Annotated in this window: 19 protein-coding genes; 7 read left to right on the top strand and 12 right to left on the bottom strand. The window is 60.5% G+C overall.

Going from position 1 to position 18,648, the window contains the following annotated elements; genetic code table 11:
* Position 1 precedes the first annotated feature (1 nt).
* Positions 2-1,498 carry a catalase gene (locus ACEWPJ_RS13270; protein WP_416513592.1) on the bottom strand — a complete coding sequence of 499 codons (1,497 nt, stop codon included), beginning with the start codon at positions 1,496-1,498 and terminating at the stop codon, positions 2-4.
* A gap of 97 nt (positions 1,499-1,595) precedes the next feature.
* On the opposite strand from ACEWPJ_RS13270, the gene ACEWPJ_RS13265 reads away from it, so the two are divergent.
* Positions 1,596-2,489: a LysR substrate-binding domain-containing protein gene (locus ACEWPJ_RS13265; RefSeq protein WP_416513591.1), complete on the top strand. Its 894-nt coding sequence runs from the start codon at positions 1,596-1,598 to the stop codon at positions 2,487-2,489.
* A 60-nt stretch (positions 2,490-2,549) separates the two neighbouring features.
* Here the strand turns inward: ACEWPJ_RS13265 and ACEWPJ_RS13260 are convergent, their stop codons facing one another.
* On the bottom strand, positions 2,550-3,197 hold the full coding sequence (locus ACEWPJ_RS13260; RefSeq protein ID WP_416513590.1) for a peroxiredoxin: 648 nt from the start codon (positions 3,195-3,197) through the stop codon (positions 2,550-2,552).
* Between the two features lie 146 nt (positions 3,198-3,343).
* Between ACEWPJ_RS13260 and ACEWPJ_RS13255 the strand changes: the two genes are divergently transcribed.
* Positions 3,344-4,780, top strand: a complete 1,437-nt coding sequence (locus tag ACEWPJ_RS13255; RefSeq protein ID WP_416513589.1) for an aldehyde dehydrogenase family protein — start codon at positions 3,344-3,346, stop codon at positions 4,778-4,780.
* Between the two features lie 53 nt (positions 4,781-4,833).
* Here the strand turns inward: ACEWPJ_RS13255 and ACEWPJ_RS13250 are convergent, their stop codons facing one another.
* The gene (locus ACEWPJ_RS13250) at positions 4,834-5,346 is read right to left on the bottom strand and encodes a GNAT family N-acetyltransferase (RefSeq protein WP_416513588.1); all 513 of its coding nucleotides are present in this window, start codon (positions 5,344-5,346) and stop codon (positions 4,834-4,836) included.
* A 117-nt stretch (positions 5,347-5,463) separates the two neighbouring features.
* Between ACEWPJ_RS13250 and ACEWPJ_RS13245 the strand changes: the two genes are divergently transcribed.
* The 3 genes from ACEWPJ_RS13245 to ACEWPJ_RS13235 all read left to right on the top strand — a co-directional run bounded on the left by ACEWPJ_RS13245 (position 5,464) and on the right by ACEWPJ_RS13235 (position 8,224).
* Positions 5,464-6,111 carry an RluA family pseudouridine synthase gene (locus ACEWPJ_RS13245; RefSeq protein ID WP_416513587.1) on the top strand — a complete coding sequence of 216 codons (648 nt, stop codon included), beginning with the start codon at positions 5,464-5,466 and terminating at the stop codon, positions 6,109-6,111.
* Positions 6,112-6,129: 18 nt separating this feature from the next.
* Positions 6,130-7,266, top strand: a complete 1,137-nt coding sequence (locus ACEWPJ_RS13240) for an alpha-D-ribose 1-methylphosphonate 5-triphosphate diphosphatase (RefSeq protein WP_416513586.1) — start codon at positions 6,130-6,132, stop codon at positions 7,264-7,266.
* 106 nt (positions 7,267-7,372) lie between these two features.
* Positions 7,373-8,224 carry an NAD(P)-dependent oxidoreductase gene (locus ACEWPJ_RS13235; protein ID WP_416513585.1) on the top strand — a complete coding sequence of 284 codons (852 nt, stop codon included), beginning with the start codon at positions 7,373-7,375 and terminating at the stop codon, positions 8,222-8,224.
* 62 nt (positions 8,225-8,286) lie between these two features.
* On the opposite strand, the gene ACEWPJ_RS13230 is transcribed toward ACEWPJ_RS13235, so the two are convergent.
* From ACEWPJ_RS13230 to ACEWPJ_RS13190, 9 genes are all read right to left on the bottom strand, one after another.
* Positions 8,287-10,731, bottom strand: a complete 2,445-nt coding sequence (locus ACEWPJ_RS13230; protein WP_416513584.1) for a GcvT family protein — start codon at positions 10,729-10,731, stop codon at positions 8,287-8,289.
* Entirely contained in the window at positions 10,728-11,186 is a 459-nt protein-coding gene (locus tag ACEWPJ_RS13225; RefSeq protein ID WP_416513583.1) for a pyridoxamine 5'-phosphate oxidase family protein, read from the bottom strand. The genes ACEWPJ_RS13230 and ACEWPJ_RS13225 overlap by 4 nt, the downstream gene beginning before the upstream one ends.
* Entirely contained in the window at positions 11,183-11,638 is a 456-nt protein-coding gene (locus ACEWPJ_RS13220) for a DUF2867 domain-containing protein (protein ID WP_416513582.1), read from the bottom strand. Before ACEWPJ_RS13220 ends, ACEWPJ_RS13225 begins: the two co-directional genes overlap by 4 nt.
* A complete protein-coding gene (locus ACEWPJ_RS13215) occupies positions 11,635-14,079 on the bottom strand; it encodes a GcvT family protein (RefSeq protein WP_416513581.1) in 2,445 nt (814 codons plus the stop codon). Before ACEWPJ_RS13215 ends, ACEWPJ_RS13220 begins: the two co-directional genes overlap by 4 nt.
* 9 nt (positions 14,080-14,088) lie before the next feature.
* Positions 14,089-14,469, bottom strand: coding sequence for a GFA family protein (locus ACEWPJ_RS13210; protein ID WP_416513580.1), 381 nt, complete (start codon positions 14,467-14,469; stop codon positions 14,089-14,091).
* A gap of 10 nt (positions 14,470-14,479) precedes the next feature.
* Entirely contained in the window at positions 14,480-15,052 is a 573-nt protein-coding gene (locus ACEWPJ_RS13205; protein ID WP_416513579.1) for a helix-turn-helix domain-containing protein, read from the bottom strand.
* Between the two features lie 178 nt (positions 15,053-15,230).
* Complete coding sequence (locus ACEWPJ_RS13200) at positions 15,231-15,662, bottom strand: GFA family protein (RefSeq protein ID WP_416513578.1); 432 nt, start codon at positions 15,660-15,662, stop codon at positions 15,231-15,233.
* 50 nt (positions 15,663-15,712) lie between these two features.
* Positions 15,713-16,171, bottom strand: coding sequence for a GAF domain-containing protein (locus tag ACEWPJ_RS13195; protein WP_416513577.1), 459 nt, complete (start codon positions 16,169-16,171; stop codon positions 15,713-15,715).
* Positions 16,168-17,346, bottom strand: coding sequence for a thiolase family protein (locus ACEWPJ_RS13190; protein WP_416513576.1), 1,179 nt, complete (start codon positions 17,344-17,346; stop codon positions 16,168-16,170). Before ACEWPJ_RS13190 ends, ACEWPJ_RS13195 begins: the two co-directional genes overlap by 4 nt.
* Positions 17,347-17,450: 104 nt before the next feature.
* Between ACEWPJ_RS13190 and ACEWPJ_RS13185 the strand changes: the two genes are divergently transcribed.
* Both ACEWPJ_RS13185 and ACEWPJ_RS13180 read left to right on the top strand, forming a co-directional pair.
* On the top strand, positions 17,451-17,792 hold the full coding sequence (locus ACEWPJ_RS13185; RefSeq protein WP_416513575.1) for an STAS domain-containing protein: 342 nt from the start codon (positions 17,451-17,453) through the stop codon (positions 17,790-17,792).
* Positions 17,793-17,804: 12 nt separating this feature from the next.
* Positions 17,805-18,254 (top strand): ATP-binding protein, encoded by a 450-nt coding sequence (locus tag ACEWPJ_RS13180; protein WP_416513574.1) that lies wholly within the window; start codon positions 17,805-17,807, stop codon positions 18,252-18,254.
* The last annotated feature ends 394 nt before the right edge of the window (positions 18,255-18,648 follow it).

Raw genomic sequence — 18,648 nt, 5'->3', positions numbered from 1 at the left:
GTCACTCGGCAGCAGTTTGGGAGGTCTCGTCGGTCACGGGCACCGCATTGGCGCGGTCTTTGTTCGCCTGAACAGCCGCACGTACGCCCGCGCCGTAATCAGCATGCACCTTGTCAAAGTGCTTGCACTGACGCTCCACAATCTCATCCGGGACACCACCCATCGCGGCTGCGATGTTTGAATAGAGCCGCTGGCGCTGGCCATCGTCGAACAATTCAAACAATGCGCGTGGTTGGCCGTAATCGTCGTTTCCGTCGCGGTGGTTGTAGCGATCCGCATCGCCGTCGATCCGCAGCGGGGGTTCCTGCGCGCTCGCATCCTCGACCGGGCCGTCAAACGAATTCGGCTCGTAATAAGCATCGGGGTTACCGGTCTTGATCCCGCCAAAGGTATTCATCTGCCCATCGCGGTGATAGTGGTGCACCGGGCATTTCGGTTGGTTCACCGGGATGTTTTCGTAATGCGTGCCAAGGCGGTGACGGTGTGCGTCGGCGTAAGAGAATATCCGCGCCTGAAGCATCTTGTCGGGGCTGTAGCTGATCCCCGGCACGACATTCGACGGGCTGAAGGCCGCGTTCTCGATCTCTGCGAAATAGTTGTCTGGGTTCCGGTTCAACTCCATCACACCGATATCGATGCAGGGATAGTCGCCATGCGGCCAGACTTTGGTCAGGTCGAAGGGGTTATACGGCGTCTTTTCCGCATCCGCTTCGGGCATGATCTGCACCTGCACGGTCCATTTCGGATAGTTGCCATCCTCAATCGCGCCAAACAGCGCCTCTTGATAGCTTTCGCGAGTCTGGCCGACGACCTCTTCCGCTTCGGCATTGGTGTAATGCTTGTGGCCCTGCTGGGTTTTGAAGTGGAACTTTACCCAATAGCGTTCGCCGGCGTCGTTCCACAGGCTGAACGTATGGCTGCCATAGCCGTTGATGTGCATAGGATCGATTGGCAAACCGCGATCCGACATCAGGATTGTCACCTGATGCAGCGATTCCGGGCTAAGCGACCAGAAATCCCACATCGCCGTCGGGCTGCGCATGTTGGTTTTCGGATGGCGCTTTTGCGTGTGGATGAAGTCAGGAAACTTCACCGGGTCGCGCACAAAGAAGACCGGAGTGTTGTTGCCGACCAGATCCCAGTTGCCGTCTTCGGTGTAGAACTTCAGGGCAAAGCCGCGCACGTCGCGTTCCGCGTCCGCCGCGCCCATTTCCCCCGCCACGGTCGAAAACCGCGCCAGCATCGGGGTTTCCGCCCCCGGCTGAAGCGCCTTCGCCTTGGTGTATTTCGAAATATCCCCGGTGATCTTCAGCGTGCCATGCGCGCCCCACCCCTTGGCGTGAACTGCCCGTTCCGGGATACGTTCGCGGTTCTGGTGCGCGAGCTTTTCGATCAACTGATAATCCTGCATCAGCAGCGGGCCGCGTGCGCCCGCCGTGATCGAATTCTGGTTGTCAGGGATCGGCGCGCCCGCGCTTGTCGTCATTTTCTTGGCCATGGGGGAATCCTCCTCAGATTTCACTCACAGGATAGACTTGAGTTTTGATAAGTTCTAATTGGAATAGCTGCTGGTTTCGATTAGTTTTTCTGATGTCATGCCAACGATAAGACAACTCCGCTATTTTGATGCTGTGGCTCGCCATGGTCACTTTGGTCGCGCGGCTGAGTCCTGCGCGATTTCACAACCTGCCCTGTCCATGCAAATCAAGGGGATGGAGGCCGAACTCGGCACGCCGCTGTTCGAACGGCTGCACGATGGCGCGAGACTGACGCGCACCGGCGCGCTTGTCGCGACGCGGGCGGCGACGATCCTGACCGATATGCAGGAACTTGCCGATGCAGCGCGTCAGGACGCAAAACCGCTATCGGGCGTGCTGAACCTTGGGGTGATTCCATCCATCGCGCCCTATCTGCTGCCGCCGCTTCTGCCGAAGCTCCGGCGCGACTATCCCGATCTGCAACTCAACATCCGGGAATCGCAGACCGACAATATCGTTGAGGAGCTGGTGGACGGCACGCTTGATCTGCTGCTGCTCGCCCTGCCAATCGACCACACGAGGATCGAAACGCTGCCGCTGTTCAACGATCCGTTCGTGCTGGCCGTGCCAACTGATTTCGACAAGGGCAAATCGCTGCGCGTCCCGTCCGAGCTGATCCGCGAAGAACGCCTGCTGCTGCTTGAGGAGGGCCACTGTTTCCGCGACCAAGCGCTTGCCTATTGCGAGCTGCGCAAGGCCGGCAAGATCGACACCTATGGCGCGTCCACCCTCGCGACCGTCGTGCAAATGGTGGCGAACGGTATGGGCGTCACCTTCCTGCCGGAAATGGCCGTCCCCGTCGAAAGCCGGAACCCCGGCATCCAGCTCATGCGGCTCGAAGCCCCGGAACCCCACCGTGAAATCGGCCTTTGCTGGCGTCGCTCAAGCCCAAGGCGGGAGGAGTTCGAGGCGTTCGGGAACGTGGTGACAGGCGCGCGCGGGGCGTTGTAGCGGGCGTAAAAAAGCCCCGGATATCTTCCGGGACCTTCCATTTCAAATCCGTCGATCCGCTTAGATCTTCGTCTTGCGCAGATAGGGCAGCACGGCGTCATAGTCGCCGAATTTCGCCTTGGCGTCTTCGTTCGAGACAGCCGGCGGGATAATAACGTCTTGACCGACGGTCCAGTCGGCGGGTGTGGCGATGCCCTTCTCCGTGCTGGTTTGCAAGGCGTCGAGCGCGCGGAGAATCTCGCCAAAGTTGCGCCCGATGGTCATCGGATAGGTCATCGACAGTTTCAACTGCTTGTCCGGCCCGATAATGAAAACCGACCGCACAGTGGCGCTGTCGGCGGGGGTGCGCCCGTCGGGCAGGTAGGCTTCGGCGGGTAGCATGTCGAAGGCTTTTGCGACCTCAAGCCCGTCATCGGCGATGATCGGGAAGCCAACGCTGGCCCCGCCATAGCTTTCGATGTCGCCGATCCATTTCTTGTGATCGTCGACACCATCGACTGATACACCGATCACCTTGGTGCCGCGTTTTTCCCATTCATCCGCCAGCTTGGCGACGGCGCTGAACTCGGTCGTGCAGACCGGCGTGAAATCTTTCGGATGCGAAAACAGGATCGCCCAGCTATCGCCGATCCAGTCGTGAAAGCTGATCGGTCCCTGGCTCGTGTCCGCCTTGAAGTCAGGTACGGTGTCGTTAATGCGCAAGCCCATTGGTTTCGTCCTCTTCTGTCTTACCGCTTCAGGCAGTCTGGCGGTTTCATCAAAGACTATAAGTGCGCCGCCCCGGCGTTTCCAGAGCGCTTGCAGTCCCCGCGTCACAGTGACAGGGTGTCGCGAAATTCGGAAGGAGAGCCGATATGGACAACGCAAAGAACTTCTACATCGACGGCCAGTGGGTCGCGCCCGAAACCGCAAATGATTTTGACGTCATCAACCCCTCGAACGAAGAGGTGTGCGCGACGATCTCGCTTGGCGGTCAGGCGGATACGGATAAGGCCGTCGCGGCTGCCCGTGCCGCGTTTGAAGGCTGGTCTCAGACCCCGCTTGCGGACCGCATGGCGCTTCTGGAAAAGCTGCTGAAAATCTACAATGATCGGGCCGAGGAAATGGCCCAGGCGATCAGCCTTGAGATGGGCGCGCCGCAAAAGCTTGCCAAGCTACAGCAGATCGGCGCGGGCAGTTGGCACCTTGAAGGGTTCCTGAATGCGCTGAAGGACTTCAAATTCGAACGTCCCCTCGGGCCTCAAGCCCCGAAAGAGCGGGTTCTTTATGAACCCATCGGCGTCGCCGCCCTGATTACGCCGTGGAACTGGCCGATGAACCAGATTGTGCTAAAGGCGATTCCGGCGCTGGCGACGGGCTGCACGATGATCCTGAAACCGTCTGAAATCGCGCCGCTATCTGGCCTTCTGTTTGCCGAATTCGTCGATCAGGCGGGCTTCCCCAAGGGGGTTTTCAACCTCGTCAACGGCGACGGTCCCGGCGTCGGCAGCCAACTGACCGCACACCCTGATGTGGATATGGTCAGCTTCACAGGCTCGTCCCGCGCGGGCAAGCTGATCTCCAAATCCGCGGCCGACACGTTGAAACGCGTCAGCTTGGAGCTTGGCGGCAAAGGCGCGAACATTATCTTTGCCGATGCCGACGAAAAGGCCGTGACCAGCGGTGTTGTCCGTTGCTTCCGCAACACCGGGCAGTCGTGCAACGCCCCGACCCGGATGCTGGTCGAAAAATCCCGCTATGCCGAAGCGGTAGAACAGGCCAAGGCCGCCGCGGATGCCACCACCGTCGGCCCCGCATCCGAGGAAGGCCGCCATATCGGCCCGGTCGTGTCAGAGGCGCAGTTCGACAAGATTCAAGGCCTGATCGAAAAGGGCATCGAGGAAGGCGCGACGCTGCTATCCGGCGGCACGGGTCGGCCCGATGGCCTGAACCGGGGTTATTACGTCCGCCCGACCGTGTTCAGCGACGTGACCCCCGACATGACGATCTACCGCGAAGAAATCTTTGGCCCCGTCCTGTCGATCATGCCGTTTGAGGATGAGGCGCACGCCATCGAAATCGCCAACGACACCGAATATGGCCTGACGAACTACGTCCAGACCTCTGACGTTGAAAAACGTCGCCGCGTCGCGCGCAAGCTACGCTCCGGCATGGTGGAAACCAACGGTCAGGGCTTCGGCCAGGGCTCCCCGTTCGGCGGTTACAAGCAATCCGGCAATGGCCGCGAAGGCGGCGCATTCGGGCTTGAGGATTTCCTTGAGGTTAAAGCCGTGAGTGGCTGGGAGGACTGAACGCCCCACTCGGATCAAGACCAGAAAAGCGGCGCTTCGGGCGCCGTTTTTTGTCAGGTGAGCGTCTGCAAGAACCGCGTTCGCGGTAATTCAAGATAGACACTGTCGCACCATTCCTCCCCAACAAGAAAGGTTCGGCTGGCACGCCCCACTTCGCGAAACCCAAACCGCGAAAGCAGCATAAGCGACGCGCTGTTCCTTGGATCGACATCCGCCTCCAACCGGTCAATTGGCAGGTTTTCAAAGGCATGGGGTATGACCACGCTCAACGCTTCCTGCGCCAAGCCCTTGCCCCAATGATCGGGGTGCAGGATGAAACCGATCTCTCCCGAGCGCCAGCAGCCTGCCTTGCCGATGGCCTGACCCTCATGCTCAATCACGAAATCATCGCTTGCAGGGGGTGAGGCCGCGACGATGGCCGCCAACAGGTGCTCGGTCTGCGCGATGTCCGCATACGGCAGGCAATCCCAATAGCGCATGGCGCGAGGGTCGGAGAAAATCCGGTGCAGATCCTCCAGATCATCCATCCGCGCCCGGCGTAGCAAAAGCCGCTCCGTCTTGATCATGCCGCCCTCTGTTCGATTGGGGTTCTCCCACTCTACCAGAAATCGAAAAGCCCGCGTGAAAAGGTGATCCCGTCCGCCCCTTCCCCTTTGCCCCTCGCGCGTGTTACCCGCCACGGGATGAGCGCAGAGTATGATCCCCCAACCGATCCGCTGGATATCATCCACGACGATCATGAGCTTTTGCTGGTGAACAAACCGGCGGGGTTGCTGTCGGTGCCCGGAAAGGGTCCGCATCTGGCCGATTGCCTGATCGCCCGCGTTCAGGCCGCGTTCCCCGAAGCGCTTCTGGTCCATCGGCTGGATCGTGACACATCCGGCGTTATGGTCTTTGCGATGACACCCGCAGCCCAACGGCATCTTGGGCTGCAATTTGAAAAGCGGCAAATGAAGAAGGTTTACGTCGCCCACGTCTGGGGCCATGTGACCGAGAAAACCGGCACCGTTGATCTGCCCCTGATCGTCGATTGGCCCAATCGGCCGCTTCAGCATGTGGATCACGAAAATGGCAAACCTGCTGTCACCGACTGGCGTGTCGTGCGGCATGAGGAGGGTGCGACACGCATAAGGCTATACCCCCAGACGGGGCGGAGCCATCAACTTCGTGTGCATATGAAGGAAATCGGCCACCCGATCCTTGGCGACCCGTTCTACTCAAGCGGAGAGGCCCGCAACGCCCCGCGCCTAATGCTCCACGCCGAAAGCCTTAGCCTGCGCCACCCAGATGGCGGCAGGGGAATGCGGTTCTCTGCGAAATGTCCGTTTTGAATATGGGAGGGGCGTGACATGACCGACGCAATAAGCCTGATCGGCGGCACGGTATTGACCCCGGATGGCGGTTTGGGCGTCGCGGATGTTCACATCGCGGATGGCCTGATCGTCGGCACCGCGCCGCAAAATGCAACGCGCATCGACTGTCGCGGGCGCCACGTGCTGCCCGGCATCGTCGATGTTCATGGCGACGCGTTTGAGGTTGAACTCCATCCCCGTCCAGGCGTCGAGATGGACTTTCGCATCGCGATGGGATCGGTCGACAAGCAGCTTGTTATGAATGGCATCACCACCGCGTTCCACGGCCTTTCGGTGTCGTGGGAACCCGGTGCGCGCGGCCTGCCCGCCGCCCGGCAGTTTATGGAGGGTATCCGCGCCCTTCGCCCCCGCCTGATCGCCAATCACCATGTCCAACTGCGGTGGGAAACCTTCGCCCACGACACCATCGACGACCTCGCGGGCTGGCTTTCCCACGGGCCGACCCCGTCGATTGCGTTCAACGATCACGCGACGGAAACGCTTGATACGCTGCGGGCGGGCGGGCAAGCAACGCTCGACAGATGGGCGCGCCGGGCTGGCGTTTCGCTCAGCGATTATGTCGCTGCGGCAGAGTTGGCAGCGGCCCGCGCACCCGACGTTCCGGCAAAGATCGAAGAGGTCGCAGCCCTAGCCCAAAGCCACGGCGCGATCATGCTGGCCCATGACGAAAGCACAGTCAGCGACCGAGAGGCACATCGCGCCCTCGGGATGCGGGTGAGCGAGTTTCCCCTGTCGTCCGAGGTCGCGACCGACGCGGTTGCCAAGGGCGAACACGTTGTCATGGGCGCCCCGAACACCCTCCGCAGGCGCAGCCACAAAGGCAATCTGTCCGCCGAAGACGCGATCCGCGACGGCCTCTGCACCGTGCTCGCCTCCGACTATTACTACCCGAGCCTGTTCCACGCCGCCGAGCGCCTGACGCAACGCGGCGTCCTCCCCCTCTCCGACGCATGGACCCTCATCGCTGGAAACCCCGCCGCCGCAATGGGCCTCACCGACCGGGGGCAGATCTCACCAAGCCGCAGGGCCGATATTGTCGTGGTGGATTGTTCGGATGACTGGCGATTGACTCACACAATGATCGGCGGTCGGGTGATCAATCTCGGCGGTTGAAATAATGTTCTTCAGGCGGATATTACAGTCCAGCCAATCAGTAGTATCTGACCCGTCACTTTTGTCGTAGACTTGTTGGCTTCTGAAACTCCGAAGGAACGTGTTGATGGATCGGATTGGCGTAATCGGGCTTGGCCGTATGGGCAGCGCCATCGCACGGCGGATGGCGACGGAGGGGCGGTCGGTTCTTGGCTGGACTCGTAGTGGCCGGGCTGTTGATGGCGTGAAAAGTGCCGCGGATCTGGAGACGTTGGTCGCGAACAGTGACACGCTTATCCTCAGCCTTTTCGATGATGCGGCAGTCTCTGCCGTTCTCGACGCGCTATTATCCCTCGATCTGGCGGGCAAACAGATCATCGAAACCAGCACCGTTGTGCCCGACGTCCTCATCTCCCGCATTGATCAGATCAAAGCGTTGGGGGCCACCGCCGTTGACGCGCCGATTTCCGGCGGGCCGGAGCTGGTGATGGCTTGCAAATGCGGCATCTTCATTGGTGGCGACCAAGACGCCGCCGCACGGGCCGAAGTCTGCCTTTCTGCGATCTCTGGGCGTATTTTCCATGTTGGCCCACTTGGGGCGGGGCTGGCGATGAAGGTCATCAATAACGGAATGATTCAGGCTTATTTCAACGGCCTCGCGGATTTCATGCCGCTCGCCCGAAAGGCGGGCCTGCCCCTTGAAACCGTGTTGCGCATCGTCTGCGGCGGGCCTGCCGGATTGCCGATGGTTGCGGACCGGATCGACAAGGTTCTGGGCAAAGATGATGAGATTGGCTTCACCATCAACGCCGCGCTGAAGGACACCGATGTCTTCAAGCGCGTCGTCGACTCCTTCGGCCTGACATCACCGATGCTCGATGCGTTTGAGGCGACGGGCGACGCCGCCATCAAAGCAGGTTTGGGAGAGAACGACCCCGCCGCGCTGATAAACCTCGCCTACGACTCCAAGCCCGACTAGGGTCCGCGCAAAAAGACCCCAACCGAGGCCGGGGTCTTTGGGAAACAGATGAGGCGTGAGAGCTAAACCTTCACCCGCTCCGACTTCGGATCATACATCGGTTTCAAAGACGCTTCGGCCTTGATCCGCGTCCCCATCACGTCGATTTCATAGGTCGAGGCCAGCACCTCCGAAGCACTCTCGCCCTCGCACGGAACATAGCCCAGCCCCATCGCCCCGCCGAGCGTGTGGCCGTAGTTGCCGGAGCTGAGATAGCCCACAATCTCTCCGTCGCGGATCACAGGTTCGTTGTGATAAAGCAGGGGTTCCGGGTCGGTCAGGCGGAACTGCACCATGCGGTTTTTCGGGCCGGTTTCCTTGCGTTTCAAGACCGCTTCCCGGCCAATGAAATCAGGCTTGTCGGTTTTCACAGCAAAGCCCAACCCGGCGTCGATCACGTGATCTTCGGCGGTGATGTCATGGCCGAAATGGCGGAAGCCCTTTTCGATCCGGCAGGAATCCATCATGTGCATCCCGCAGAGCTTCAGCCCCATGTCCTGCCCGGCGTCCCACAGGGTTTCAAAGGCGTGGCCGGCCATGTCGGACGACACGTAAATCTCCCACCCAAGCTCCCCCACATAGGTCACGCGATGGACGCGGGCGAGGGCCATGCCAAGCTCAACCTCCTGCGCGGTGCCGAAAGGGTTTACATCGTTGGAAAAATCGTTCGGGCTGACCTTCTGCAACAGCTCGCGCGCATTCGGCCCCATGACGGCCAGCACACCCTCGCCCGCAGTGACATCAGTGATGACAACGCGAAAATCGCCAACATGCCGCTGCATCCACGCCTGATCGGCAAGCCGTGTCGCGGCCGGAGTCACGACGAGATACGCGGTTTCAGACAAGCGGGTGACGGTCACGTCCGCCTCGATCCCGCCGCGGGAGTTCAGGAATTGGGTATAGACGATCTTCCCGACGGGGACGGCGTAATTGCCGCCGCCGACATAGTTCAGAAACGCCTCGGCGTCCGGTCCTTCGACGCGGATTTTGCCGAAGGACGACATATCATACATGCCGACATTTTCGCGGATCGCCCGGTGTTCGTCGGCCACGTTGTCAAAAAAGTTCTGCCGCTTCCAACTGTATTCATATTCCGCCGTTTGCCCCGGCTTCGCGAACCAGTTGGCGCGTTCCCACCCGGCGATTTCACCCATCACCGCGCCTTGCTCCAAGAGGTGATCGTGGAACGGAGTCCGGCGAATGCCACGGGCGGTTTTCTTTTGCAGATAGGGGAAATGATCGGCATAGAGCAGCCCCAGCGTTTCCTTGGAGCGTTCAAACAGATAGGTCTTGTTGCCTTGGAACGGCTGCATCCGGCTGATGTCGACATCGCCCAGGTCGAACGGCTTTTCGCCATCCTCCATCCATTGCGCCAGCGCCATACCAGCACCGCCCGCCGACTGGATACCGATGGAGTTGAAGCCTGCAGCAACCCAGACATTGTCCATCTCAGGCGAAAGGCCAAGGTGATAGGCGTCATCGGGCGTAAAGCTTTCGGGGCCGTTGAAGAACGTGTGAATCCCCGCCTCTGCCAGCATCGGCATCCGTTCGCAGGCGGCCTCTAGGATCGGCTCGAAATGGTCGAAATCCTCGGGCAACTGGTCAAATTCAAAACTGTCGGGGATGCCATCCATCCCCCACGGTTTTGCGTTCGGCTCAAACGCGCCCAGCAGAATTTTTCCAGCATCCTCCTTGTAATAGGCGCATTCGTCCGGCACCCGCAAAACAGGCAGTTGGGTCAGGCCGGTGATGTTTTCGGTCACGATGTAAAAGTGTTCGCAGGCATGAAGCGGCACGTTGACGCCGGCCATCTTGCCGACCTCGCGCCCCCACATTCCGGCGCAATTCACGATCATGTCGCAGGCGATTTGCTGCGGCTCTCCGCCCATCTCATAATCAACGCCAGTGACGCGTCGCCCCTCGCGAGTAACCCCTGTGACCTTGGCCTTTTCCTTGATGGTCGCGCCGCGCTGCCGGGCGCCCTTGGCTAGCGCCAGCGCAATATTGGCAGGGTCCGCCTGCCCGTCGGTCGGCAACCAAACGCCACCCGTGACGCCATCAAGGTTCATGTGATCATAGCGTTCTTTGACTTCGGACGGCGAAAGCTCCTCAACCGGAACGCCAAAGGCGCGGGCCATGGCGGCGTTGCGATAAAGCTCCTCCAGCCGCTCATCCGTCAGCGCGACGGATACCGACCCGACCTGCCGCAAGCCCGTTGCCACGCCGGTTTCTTCCTCCAGACCCAGATAAAGCTCAGCCGAATAGCGGGCGAGTTTCGTCATGTTCGACGATGCGCGAAGCTGCCCGATCAGCCCGGCAGCGTGCCATGTGGTGCCCGAGGTCAATTGTTTGCGTTCCAGCAAAACAACGTCTTTCCAGCCGAGCTTCGTCAGGTGATAGGCAACAGAACAGCCGATCACGCCGCCGCCAATGATGACGACGCGGGCTTTGTCAGGCAGGCCGGTCATGGGTAAATCTCCGCATATTTTTGTTTGTAGAGCGCGACCATCTCTTCCTCGGTCGCGCCGTCGTCATAGGGCGGCGTGGTCAGGGGTTTGACCTCTGCCACCGCGATTTTCACGATCACGTTGATGCGTTTCGCAAGGTCGCCCCAAAGGGTTTCCCATTGCGGGTAGAGGGTGGCGAACGCCTCGGTGTCGCGCCGGACAGTGCTGGTCGCACCGCGCACCCGCACACCTTTGCGGGCGAAGGGATCGATGAAATTGACCTCACATTCCGGCAGGTGGCTAAGGTTCGTCAGCGTCTGCGGGGATCGGATTTCGCCGAAGGCAATCGTGTTGTCATCAATGATGACAAACGTGCCTTTGGGCGACACGCTGGGCCGCCCGCCGGGGGTGACGGTCGCGACATAGCCAAGCCGGAAGGTTTCGATGACGTGTTTGGCAGATGCCGGAAGGATCATGCGGGTGCTCCTTTCCGGGCGGTCGCAAGGCTGCGCAGCGCATGGCGCAGGATCAGCTTGTGACCGATCCAGACAACGCCCAGATAGACGCGACCAAGCCAGTGGTTGAACCAGATCCGGGTCGTGATCGTCGCATGGCTGTCTTTCAGTTCCGTGCGCAGGGTGAAGGTCAGGTGCCTGTCGATCAGCCCGGTTTCGAAGGCGCCCGCGCGTTCCTCGACGACCGGCAGACGGCTAAGCGCGATCCCCTTCGTCTGCCCGCGCCCGGCATGCAGACCCAATGGCCAGACCACGAGGCTACGGACACCCATCGCCACCATCGCCCATAGCGGCATGTGCCGTTCGGCGTATTCCCACGCCTGTCGCGCGGTCCAGTCGGGGTTGGCGACCGGGCCGCTATGCACATCAAACCAATCTGGCGGAGCATCCGGGGGCGTCAGGCGTTCGGTCATGCGCGCAACCGCTCATTTTCCGGGTCCCATAGCGGTTGATCGGGCTCTATCGTCGCCTTGTGACGCTCTCCGTAAATCTCAACCTCAAGCTCCGTTCCCGGTTCGGCCAGATCGGCCCGAACCATGCCAAGCGCGACGGATTTGTTGACCCGATACCCCCACGCGCCAGAGGTCGTTTCCCCCACCACCTGCCCATCATGCCACAGGGTCGACATATATGGCGCGTCGCAATCGCCCGCTTCAACCGTCATGATGGCAAAGCGCTTCTTCACGCCTTGCTGCTTTTCGTTCTGGATCGCCGCCTTGCCGGTAAAATCCTGCGGCTTGTCGAGCTTCACGAACCGCTCCAACCCGCCTTCCAGCAGGGAATAATCGGTGGACAGATCGCCCTTCCAGGCGCGATAGCCTTTTTCGATCCGAAGGCTGTTCAGCGCATACATGCCAAACGGTTTCGCCCCCGCCGCCAGCACCGCGTCATAGATCGGCGGCATGTTGGCGTTTTCGGCGTGAATTTCCCAACCAAGTTCGCCCGCGAAAGACACTCGGATTATGAACGCCTTTTGCCCCGCGACGGTGCAATGCTGATGGGTCAGCCAGCCTTGGGACAGGTCCGCATCGGTGATGCCTGACAAAACGTCGCGCGATTTCGGGCCGGTCACGATAAGCGCGTCGCGTTCTGTCGTTGTTTCGCGGACGGTGACGCCCTCGGGCACCGAAGCGCGGATCAGCTCGCCGTCATGCCACTGCGCGGTCGCGGCGGTGATAAGGATGAAGTTGTCCTCGCCCAAACGGATGCAGGACATTTCAGTCAGGATGCGGCCCCGGTGATCGGACACGTAGATCAGGTTCATCCGCCCGGCCTTCGGAATGCCCCCAGTGCAGAAACCGCGCAGCCAGTCGTCAGCGCCATCGCCCTGTATCCAGAACCGCGAAAAGCCCGGCAGGTCCAGAACGCCGCACCCGTCGCGCACCGCCTCGCATTCTTCCTTCACCCGTTGTTCCCACGGGCCGGAACGGCCCCAAGTATGCGTCGCCTCTAGCGAGGTATCGTCGCCCGGTTTCGCAAACCAATTGGCGCGTTCCCAGCCGTTATAGGCGCCCATCACGCCGCCCAGTTCCTTGACCTTGTCATGGACCGGAGACAGCTTTTTATCCCTGCCCGCAGGCCATTCGTGGTGCGGGAAGTGCATGGCGTATTCGTGGCCATAAACCTCCATCCCCTTGGCGACGCAGTAATCCTGATCGGTGTAATCCGTGTAGCGGCGCGGATCGACGGCCCACATGTCCCATTCGGTCGCGCCTTCGGTGATCCATTCGGCCAGCACCTTGCCCGCGCCGCCGGATTGCGCGATGCCGAAGGTGAACACACACGCCTCAAACGCATTGGGCACACCGGGCATCGGGCCGATCAGGGGCAGGCCATCGGGCGCATAGGGGATCGGGCCATTGATGACCCGACCAATGCCGCTTTGACCCAGCAAGGGCACGCGGGCCATTGCGTCTTCGATATACCATTCCAGCCGGTCCAGATCGTCGGGGTAAAGCTGAAAGCTGAAATCGTCCGGCATCGGGTCGCTCGGATCGACCCAATGGGCCTTGCAGTTCCTCTCGTACGGCCCGAGGTTCAGCCCGTATTTTTCCTGCCGCAGATAGTAGGACGTGTCGACATCGCGCAGCAGGGGCAGCTTCTTGCCGGTCTCCTTGCTCCACGCCTCAATCTCGGGGATTTCATCGGTTAGCATGTATTGATGGCTCATCACCATCATCGGAACGGTGCGCCCGCCATGGGGTTTGAACCACTCACCCACCCGCTGGGCGTAGTATCCGGCGGCGTTGACCACGTATTCGCAGCGGATATCGCCCTTTTCAGTGTGAACGATCCATTCGCCGTTTTCGCGGCTGACTCCGGTTGCGGGGGTAAAGCGGAAGATTTTCGCCCCCAGATCCCGCGCACCCTTGGCCAGCGCCTGTGTCAGTTGCGCCGGGTCGATATCGCCATCGTCGGGGTCATACATCCCGCCTGCAAGGTCATGGGTTTCGATGAAGGGGTAAGCCTCTTTGATATCGGCAATCGACATCATTTTGACGTCCAGCCCCTGATAGCGGCCCATGCCAACGGCGCGTTCAAACTCTTGCATCCGCTCCTTGCTGTGCGCGAGGCGAACAGACCCGGTGACGTGGTAGTTCATCGGATAGTCGACCTCTTCCCCCAACCGCTTGTAAAGCTCGGTCGAATAGCGCTGCATGTTCATGATCGCCCAAGAGGTCGAAAACGTCGGCACGTTCCCCGCCGCGTGCCAAGTTGATCCGGCGGTCAGTTCGTTCTTTTCCAGCAGAACGCAATCGGTCCACCCGACCTTTGCCAGATGATAGAGGGACGAGGCCCCGACGGCCCCGCCACCGATGATGACCACGCGGGCGGATGTTGGAAGATCGGCCATGACAGTTCCCTATTGTTGCTGCTGCGGCAGATCGTCGGCAATGTCGTAGTAATCGCCCTTGTCCGCCACAAAGATGTGTTTTTGAATTTTCAGCCCCGTTGGTGCGTCAAGCGACCCAAGGCTGAATGAAATCGTATCTTCGTCGTTGTGCTTCCAGAACAGGAACGCGCCGCAGGTGCCGCAAAACCCGCGCTGCGCGGTGTCGGATGCGGCATACCATTTCAGCCCTGTGTCCTCGGTCATCCGAAGCTCCGCTTGTTTCACCACGGCAGAGGCCCACGTATTGCCTGACTGTTTGCGACATTGTCCGCAATGGCAGACCGTCACGCTTGCCGGGGTGCCGTGCACTTCAAACCCGACCGCGCCGCAATTGCATGTTCCTGTCAGCATAGGTGTCCTTTCAATAGACCGGCGGCGCGATCACCCAGATCGCGACAGCGGGTTCGTCATAAGGGTTCAGCCAGCGATGCGGCTCTCCCCGGATGCGGAAGGAATCGCCGGGATGCACTGTGAAGCGCCGATCACCGATTTCGAGGTCGAGTTTGCCCGAGATCAGATACCCGACCTCTTGCGTCGGGCGGGTGATGGTTTCACCGGGATCGGAATGCGGCTCAAACGTTGAATGCACCATCTCGAAATCGTCGGTAAGGTCGGGGGAGAGCAGCTCTTCAACCAACCCGGTCACACCGGACCCAATCGCCCGGCGCGCGCCTTTGCGGACGATATAGCCCTGCTCATCCGCAGGGGTCGCCGTCTGGCCGAAAAACACCGAGATCGACACGTCAAGCGCCGCCGCGATATGACGCAGGTCGGTGATCGACGGATCGGATTTATCCCGCTCAACCTGACTTAGCCAACCGACCGAGCGGCCAAGACGATCAGCCAGGTCGGCAAGCGTCAACCCCCGCGCCCGCCGCAACGCGCGAAGGTCGGCACCGAGGGTCAGGGCTTGGGTTGGGTCGGAATGCTGCATCAGAGAACCGTGAAAAATCAGTGATATTTTTCACGATGCGGTGAGTCGATGAAATTTTCAAGATAATTTTCACGCAGCGCTGGATCGATATTGACTACCTCGTGCCAAATCGGATTCGACCCGGATGCTCAGCAGGGAAATCCCGACCCAAAACCGGATTGACAAGACGCATTTCGTGTCACAGTTCATCGCCATCGAGCGCTCCGGCGGAGGACTCTTCAAAACGTGGCGCATTGCCGGCGATCTCGGTGAACTTGCATTTTTCGCCGACGAATATGTGCCCGATGGTGCGAAGCCCTGCCGGCTGATCTAGCGAGCCGGCAAGAATGCCGGTTCCGGGCTGGTTCACCGGTTCCCAGAACAGGCTTGAACCGCACTCACCGCAAAATCCGCGCCGCGCCCGATCCGAACTTGCATACCACCTGAGACCGCGGCTTTCGAGTATGGTGATATTCCCCTTGTCGGCCTTTGTATGCGCCCCAAAGGCTCCGTGCAGTTTCTGACACATGGTGCAGTGGCAATTCACCACACCTCTGAGCGGACCGTTTACTTCATAGCGCACGGCCCCGCACAGGCACCCACCTGCATGACGTTCCCCGGAATCGTTCATAGAGCAATCTTAGATGAGCGGCCCGATTGAGGGTAGCCCGTTCATTTGAATCAGTTCCGACGCCCAAACACACCCCGCAGAATCCCCCCGAGCGCCTCCGCGTCCGCCTTCGTAAACGCATCCGGTTGATCGCTGTCGATGTCAAACACACCCAGCAATGCGCCCGCGCGGTCATAGACCGGGATCACCAACTCTGATCGTGTGGACGACGCGCAAGCGATGTGGCCGGGAAACGCATCGACATCCGGCACAAGCTGCACCTGTCCCGTCCGGGCCGCAGCGCCACAAACCCCGCGCGAAAACGGGATGACAAGACAGCCGTGCCCACCCTGATACGGCCCGATCTTCAGGGTGTCGTTGCCGACGTTGCGGTAGAACCCGGTCCAGTCAAAACGGTCGTCGAAATGATGCACCTCGCACGCGATGGTGGCCATCAGGGCGACGGTATCAGTTTCGCCTTCGGTCAGGCTTGCGATGGTCTGGGCAAGCGTCGGGTAATCCGCCCTCATGGCCGTTCGATGGCGATGGCCGTTCCTTCACCGCCGCCAATGCAAATCGCCGCGACGCCGCGTTTCAATCCGCGTTTCTCGAGGGCATTCAGCAACGTCACCATGATCCGCGCGCCGGACGCGCCAATCGGATGGCCCAGCGCACAGGCGCCGCCGTTGACGTTCATCTTGTCCCGCGAGATTCCCATTTCGTGCATGAAGGCCATCGGGACCACGGCAAAGGCTTCGTTCACCTCCCACAGATCGACGTCGTCAACCGACCAACCGACCTGTTTCAGAAGTTTCTGCGCGGCAGGCACGGGCGCGGTCGTGAACCAACCCGGTTCCTGCGCATGGCTGGCATGGCCGCGAATATGCGCACGGACGGTCAGCCCCTTCGCGTTCGCCTCCTCCCGGCTTGCCACAACCAATGCGGCCGCCCCGTCGGAAATCGACGACGCATTGGCCGCCGTCACCGATCCGTCTTTGCGGAACGCAGGCTTAAGTTGGGGGATCTTCTCTGGCCGCGCCTTTGCAGGCTGCTCATCCGCCGCAACCACAATGTCGCCCTTCCGGGTCGTGAGCGTCACCGGCGCAATCTCTCCTTCAAAAGCGCCGGACTTTTCCGCGTCGAGCGCATTTGACAGCGACCGCAGGGCGTATTCATCCTGCGCCTCGCGGGTGAATTGGAACTTTTCGGCGCAATCCTCAGCAAAGGTGCCCATCAGACGGCCCTTGTCATAGGCATCCTCCAACCCATCAAGGAACATCGAATCCTGCACCGCCTGATGCCCAATCCGCGCGCCGCCGCGCATTTTTGGCAGCAGATAGGGCGCCATCGACATGCTTTCCATCCCGCCCGCGACCATGACGCTGCTTTGGCCCAGTGCGACCTGATCGAAGGCCATCATCGCGGCTTTCATCCCCGATCCGCACATCTTGTTCAGCGTCGTCGCGGGCACATGATCGCCCAGCCCGGCCTGATACCCCGCCTGACGCGCGGGGGCTTGCCCCTGCCCGGCGGGCAGAACGCAACCCATCAGCAGTTCTTCGACATCGGTGCTTTCGACTTTCGCATTTTCCAGCGCCGCCTTGATCGCCGCGCCACCCAAAACAGGCGCATCGACACCATCAAAATCCCCTTGAAAGCCACCCATCGGCGTCCGTGCCGCGCCTACAATCACAACGTCTTTCATTGGCTCATATCCTTCTGGCGAAAGTCTGGTTCATCGAGGCTTGCATACCGAATGGTAAGAAATCCCGTCTAGCGTGCCATCGAATACCAAGGACGGAGAGTAATATGAACCTTCAATCCGAAGATGTCCCCGGCGCGCGGCTGATCACCGTGGGTGAGCCGCGGATCGACGCATCGGCCGCCATTCAGTTCAAGGACAAGATGCGCGAACTGACCGGGGATAGCCCGCCGCGGGTGATCCTTGATCTGTCACAGGTCGACTTTCTGGACAGCAGCGGGCTTGGCGCGGTCGTCGCGGCGATGAAGCAGTTGGGGCCGGGGCGGGTGCTGGAACTTTGTGGGCTGACCAAGACGGTGCAAAAGGTGTTCCGGTTGACGCGGATGGATTCGGTCTTTGTCATTCACGAAAATACTGACGCGGCGCTGTCCCATTCGGCGGCCTCTTGACCGCCTAACAGGGTGACGGACGCGCAGGCCATAACCACGCTGACGATCGAGTCCAATTTCGGATCGGTCCGTCACGCCTTGGCGTCCGTGGCGGATGCATTGGCGCAGGGCGGGCAGCCTGCGGATATGGTCGAGACGACAGAACTCGTGCTGGCCGAGGTTCTGAACAACGTGGTCGAACACGCCTATGCGGGCGACGACACCCGAACGATCAGGCTGGAGGTTGCACCGACGCCTCACGGTATCCTCTGCCGGGTTGATGACGCCGGGCACGCCTTGCCAACGCATACATTGCGACCATCGACGCCGACCACACCAGAACGTATCCGCGCGGATCTACCGGAAGGCGGATTCGGCTGGTGCCTGATCCGGCAGATGACGACCGATCTGCATTACCATCGCACCGGCGGGCAGAATCGTCTGTGCTTCACAATCCCCCATGCCGATCACTGTTCCGGTTGACTATCCACAGGCTGCGTTCAGCCTTTGCGAAACGCCGTGCCAGAAAACGGGTGCGAACCGGCCCAATGCCACAAAACTGCCCCATATCCTCCGCATCGCCGACAAATACGAACGCGACACAAAAAGGGTAGCTACAAAGCTTCCCTCGGCGTCGTGTTTCACAGCCCCCACCCAGTGCGCGACGCCGAGGTATTTCCCCACAGGACTTTTCTTACCGCCGCACCGCATCTAGGGTTCCCCCAAGATTTCGGAGACCCAGAATGCGCGACCTTCATTTGCCCGGCCGATCCCCCGTCATTGCAATCAACGGAATGTGCGCAACCTCGCATCCGCTGGCGGCCAAGGTGGCGGTTCAGATGATGGAGGCAGGCGGCAACGCCGTCGATGCCGCGAT

Origin of the sequence: Aliiroseovarius sp. YM-037 (assembly GCF_048060095.1) — a bacterium.
In the GTDB taxonomy this organism is placed as follows: domain Bacteria; phylum Pseudomonadota; class Alphaproteobacteria; order Rhodobacterales; family Rhodobacteraceae; genus JBLUOA01.
The sequence above is the reverse complement of the archived record's forward strand: the minus strand, read 5'-3'. Positions and strand labels throughout refer to the sequence as shown.

Bases quoted from the DNA above. Each gene is read 5' to 3' on its own strand.
- ACEWPJ_RS13255 (WP_416513589.1), top strand. From the start codon at position 3,344: ATGGACAACGCAAAGAACTTCTACATCGACGGCCAGTGGGTCGCGCCC.
- ACEWPJ_RS13260 (WP_416513590.1), bottom strand. From the start codon at position 3,197: ATGGGCTTGCGCATTAACGACACCGTACCTGACTTCAAGGCGGACACG.
- ACEWPJ_RS13185 (WP_416513575.1), top strand. From the start codon at position 17,451: ATGAACCTTCAATCCGAAGATGTCCCCGGCGCGCGGCTGATCACCGTG.
- ACEWPJ_RS13245 (WP_416513587.1), top strand. From the start codon at position 5,464: ATGAGCGCAGAGTATGATCCCCCAACCGATCCGCTGGATATCATCCAC.
- ACEWPJ_RS13250 (WP_416513588.1), bottom strand. From the start codon at position 5,346: ATGATCAAGACGGAGCGGCTTTTGCTACGCCGGGCGCGGATGGATGAT.
- ACEWPJ_RS13195 (WP_416513577.1), bottom strand. From the start codon at position 16,171: ATGAGGGCGGATTACCCGACGCTTGCCCAGACCATCGCAAGCCTGACC.
- ACEWPJ_RS13215 (WP_416513581.1), bottom strand. From the start codon at position 14,079: ATGGCCGATCTTCCAACATCCGCCCGCGTGGTCATCATCGGTGGCGGG.
- ACEWPJ_RS13210 (WP_416513580.1), bottom strand. From the start codon at position 14,469: ATGCTGACAGGAACATGCAATTGCGGCGCGGTCGGGTTTGAAGTGCAC.
- ACEWPJ_RS13225 (WP_416513583.1), bottom strand. From the start codon at position 11,186: ATGATCCTTCCGGCATCTGCCAAACACGTCATCGAAACCTTCCGGCTT.
- ACEWPJ_RS13265 (WP_416513591.1), top strand. From the start codon at position 1,596: ATGCCAACGATAAGACAACTCCGCTATTTTGATGCTGTGGCTCGCCAT.
- ACEWPJ_RS13240 (WP_416513586.1), top strand. From the start codon at position 6,130: ATGACCGACGCAATAAGCCTGATCGGCGGCACGGTATTGACCCCGGAT.
- ACEWPJ_RS13190 (WP_416513576.1), bottom strand. From the start codon at position 17,346: ATGAAAGACGTTGTGATTGTAGGCGCGGCACGGACGCCGATGGGTGGC.
- ACEWPJ_RS13230 (WP_416513584.1), bottom strand. From the start codon at position 10,731: ATGACCGGCCTGCCTGACAAAGCCCGCGTCGTCATCATTGGCGGCGGC.
- ACEWPJ_RS13220 (WP_416513582.1), bottom strand. From the start codon at position 11,638: ATGACCGAACGCCTGACGCCCCCGGATGCTCCGCCAGATTGGTTTGAT.
- ACEWPJ_RS13270 (WP_416513592.1), bottom strand. From the start codon at position 1,498: ATGGCCAAGAAAATGACGACAAGCGCGGGCGCGCCGATCCCTGACAAC.
- ACEWPJ_RS13235 (WP_416513585.1), top strand. From the start codon at position 7,373: ATGGATCGGATTGGCGTAATCGGGCTTGGCCGTATGGGCAGCGCCATC.
- ACEWPJ_RS13205 (WP_416513579.1), bottom strand. From the start codon at position 15,052: ATGCAGCATTCCGACCCAACCCAAGCCCTGACCCTCGGTGCCGACCTT.
- ACEWPJ_RS13200 (WP_416513578.1), bottom strand. From the start codon at position 15,662: ATGAACGATTCCGGGGAACGTCATGCAGGTGGGTGCCTGTGCGGGGCC.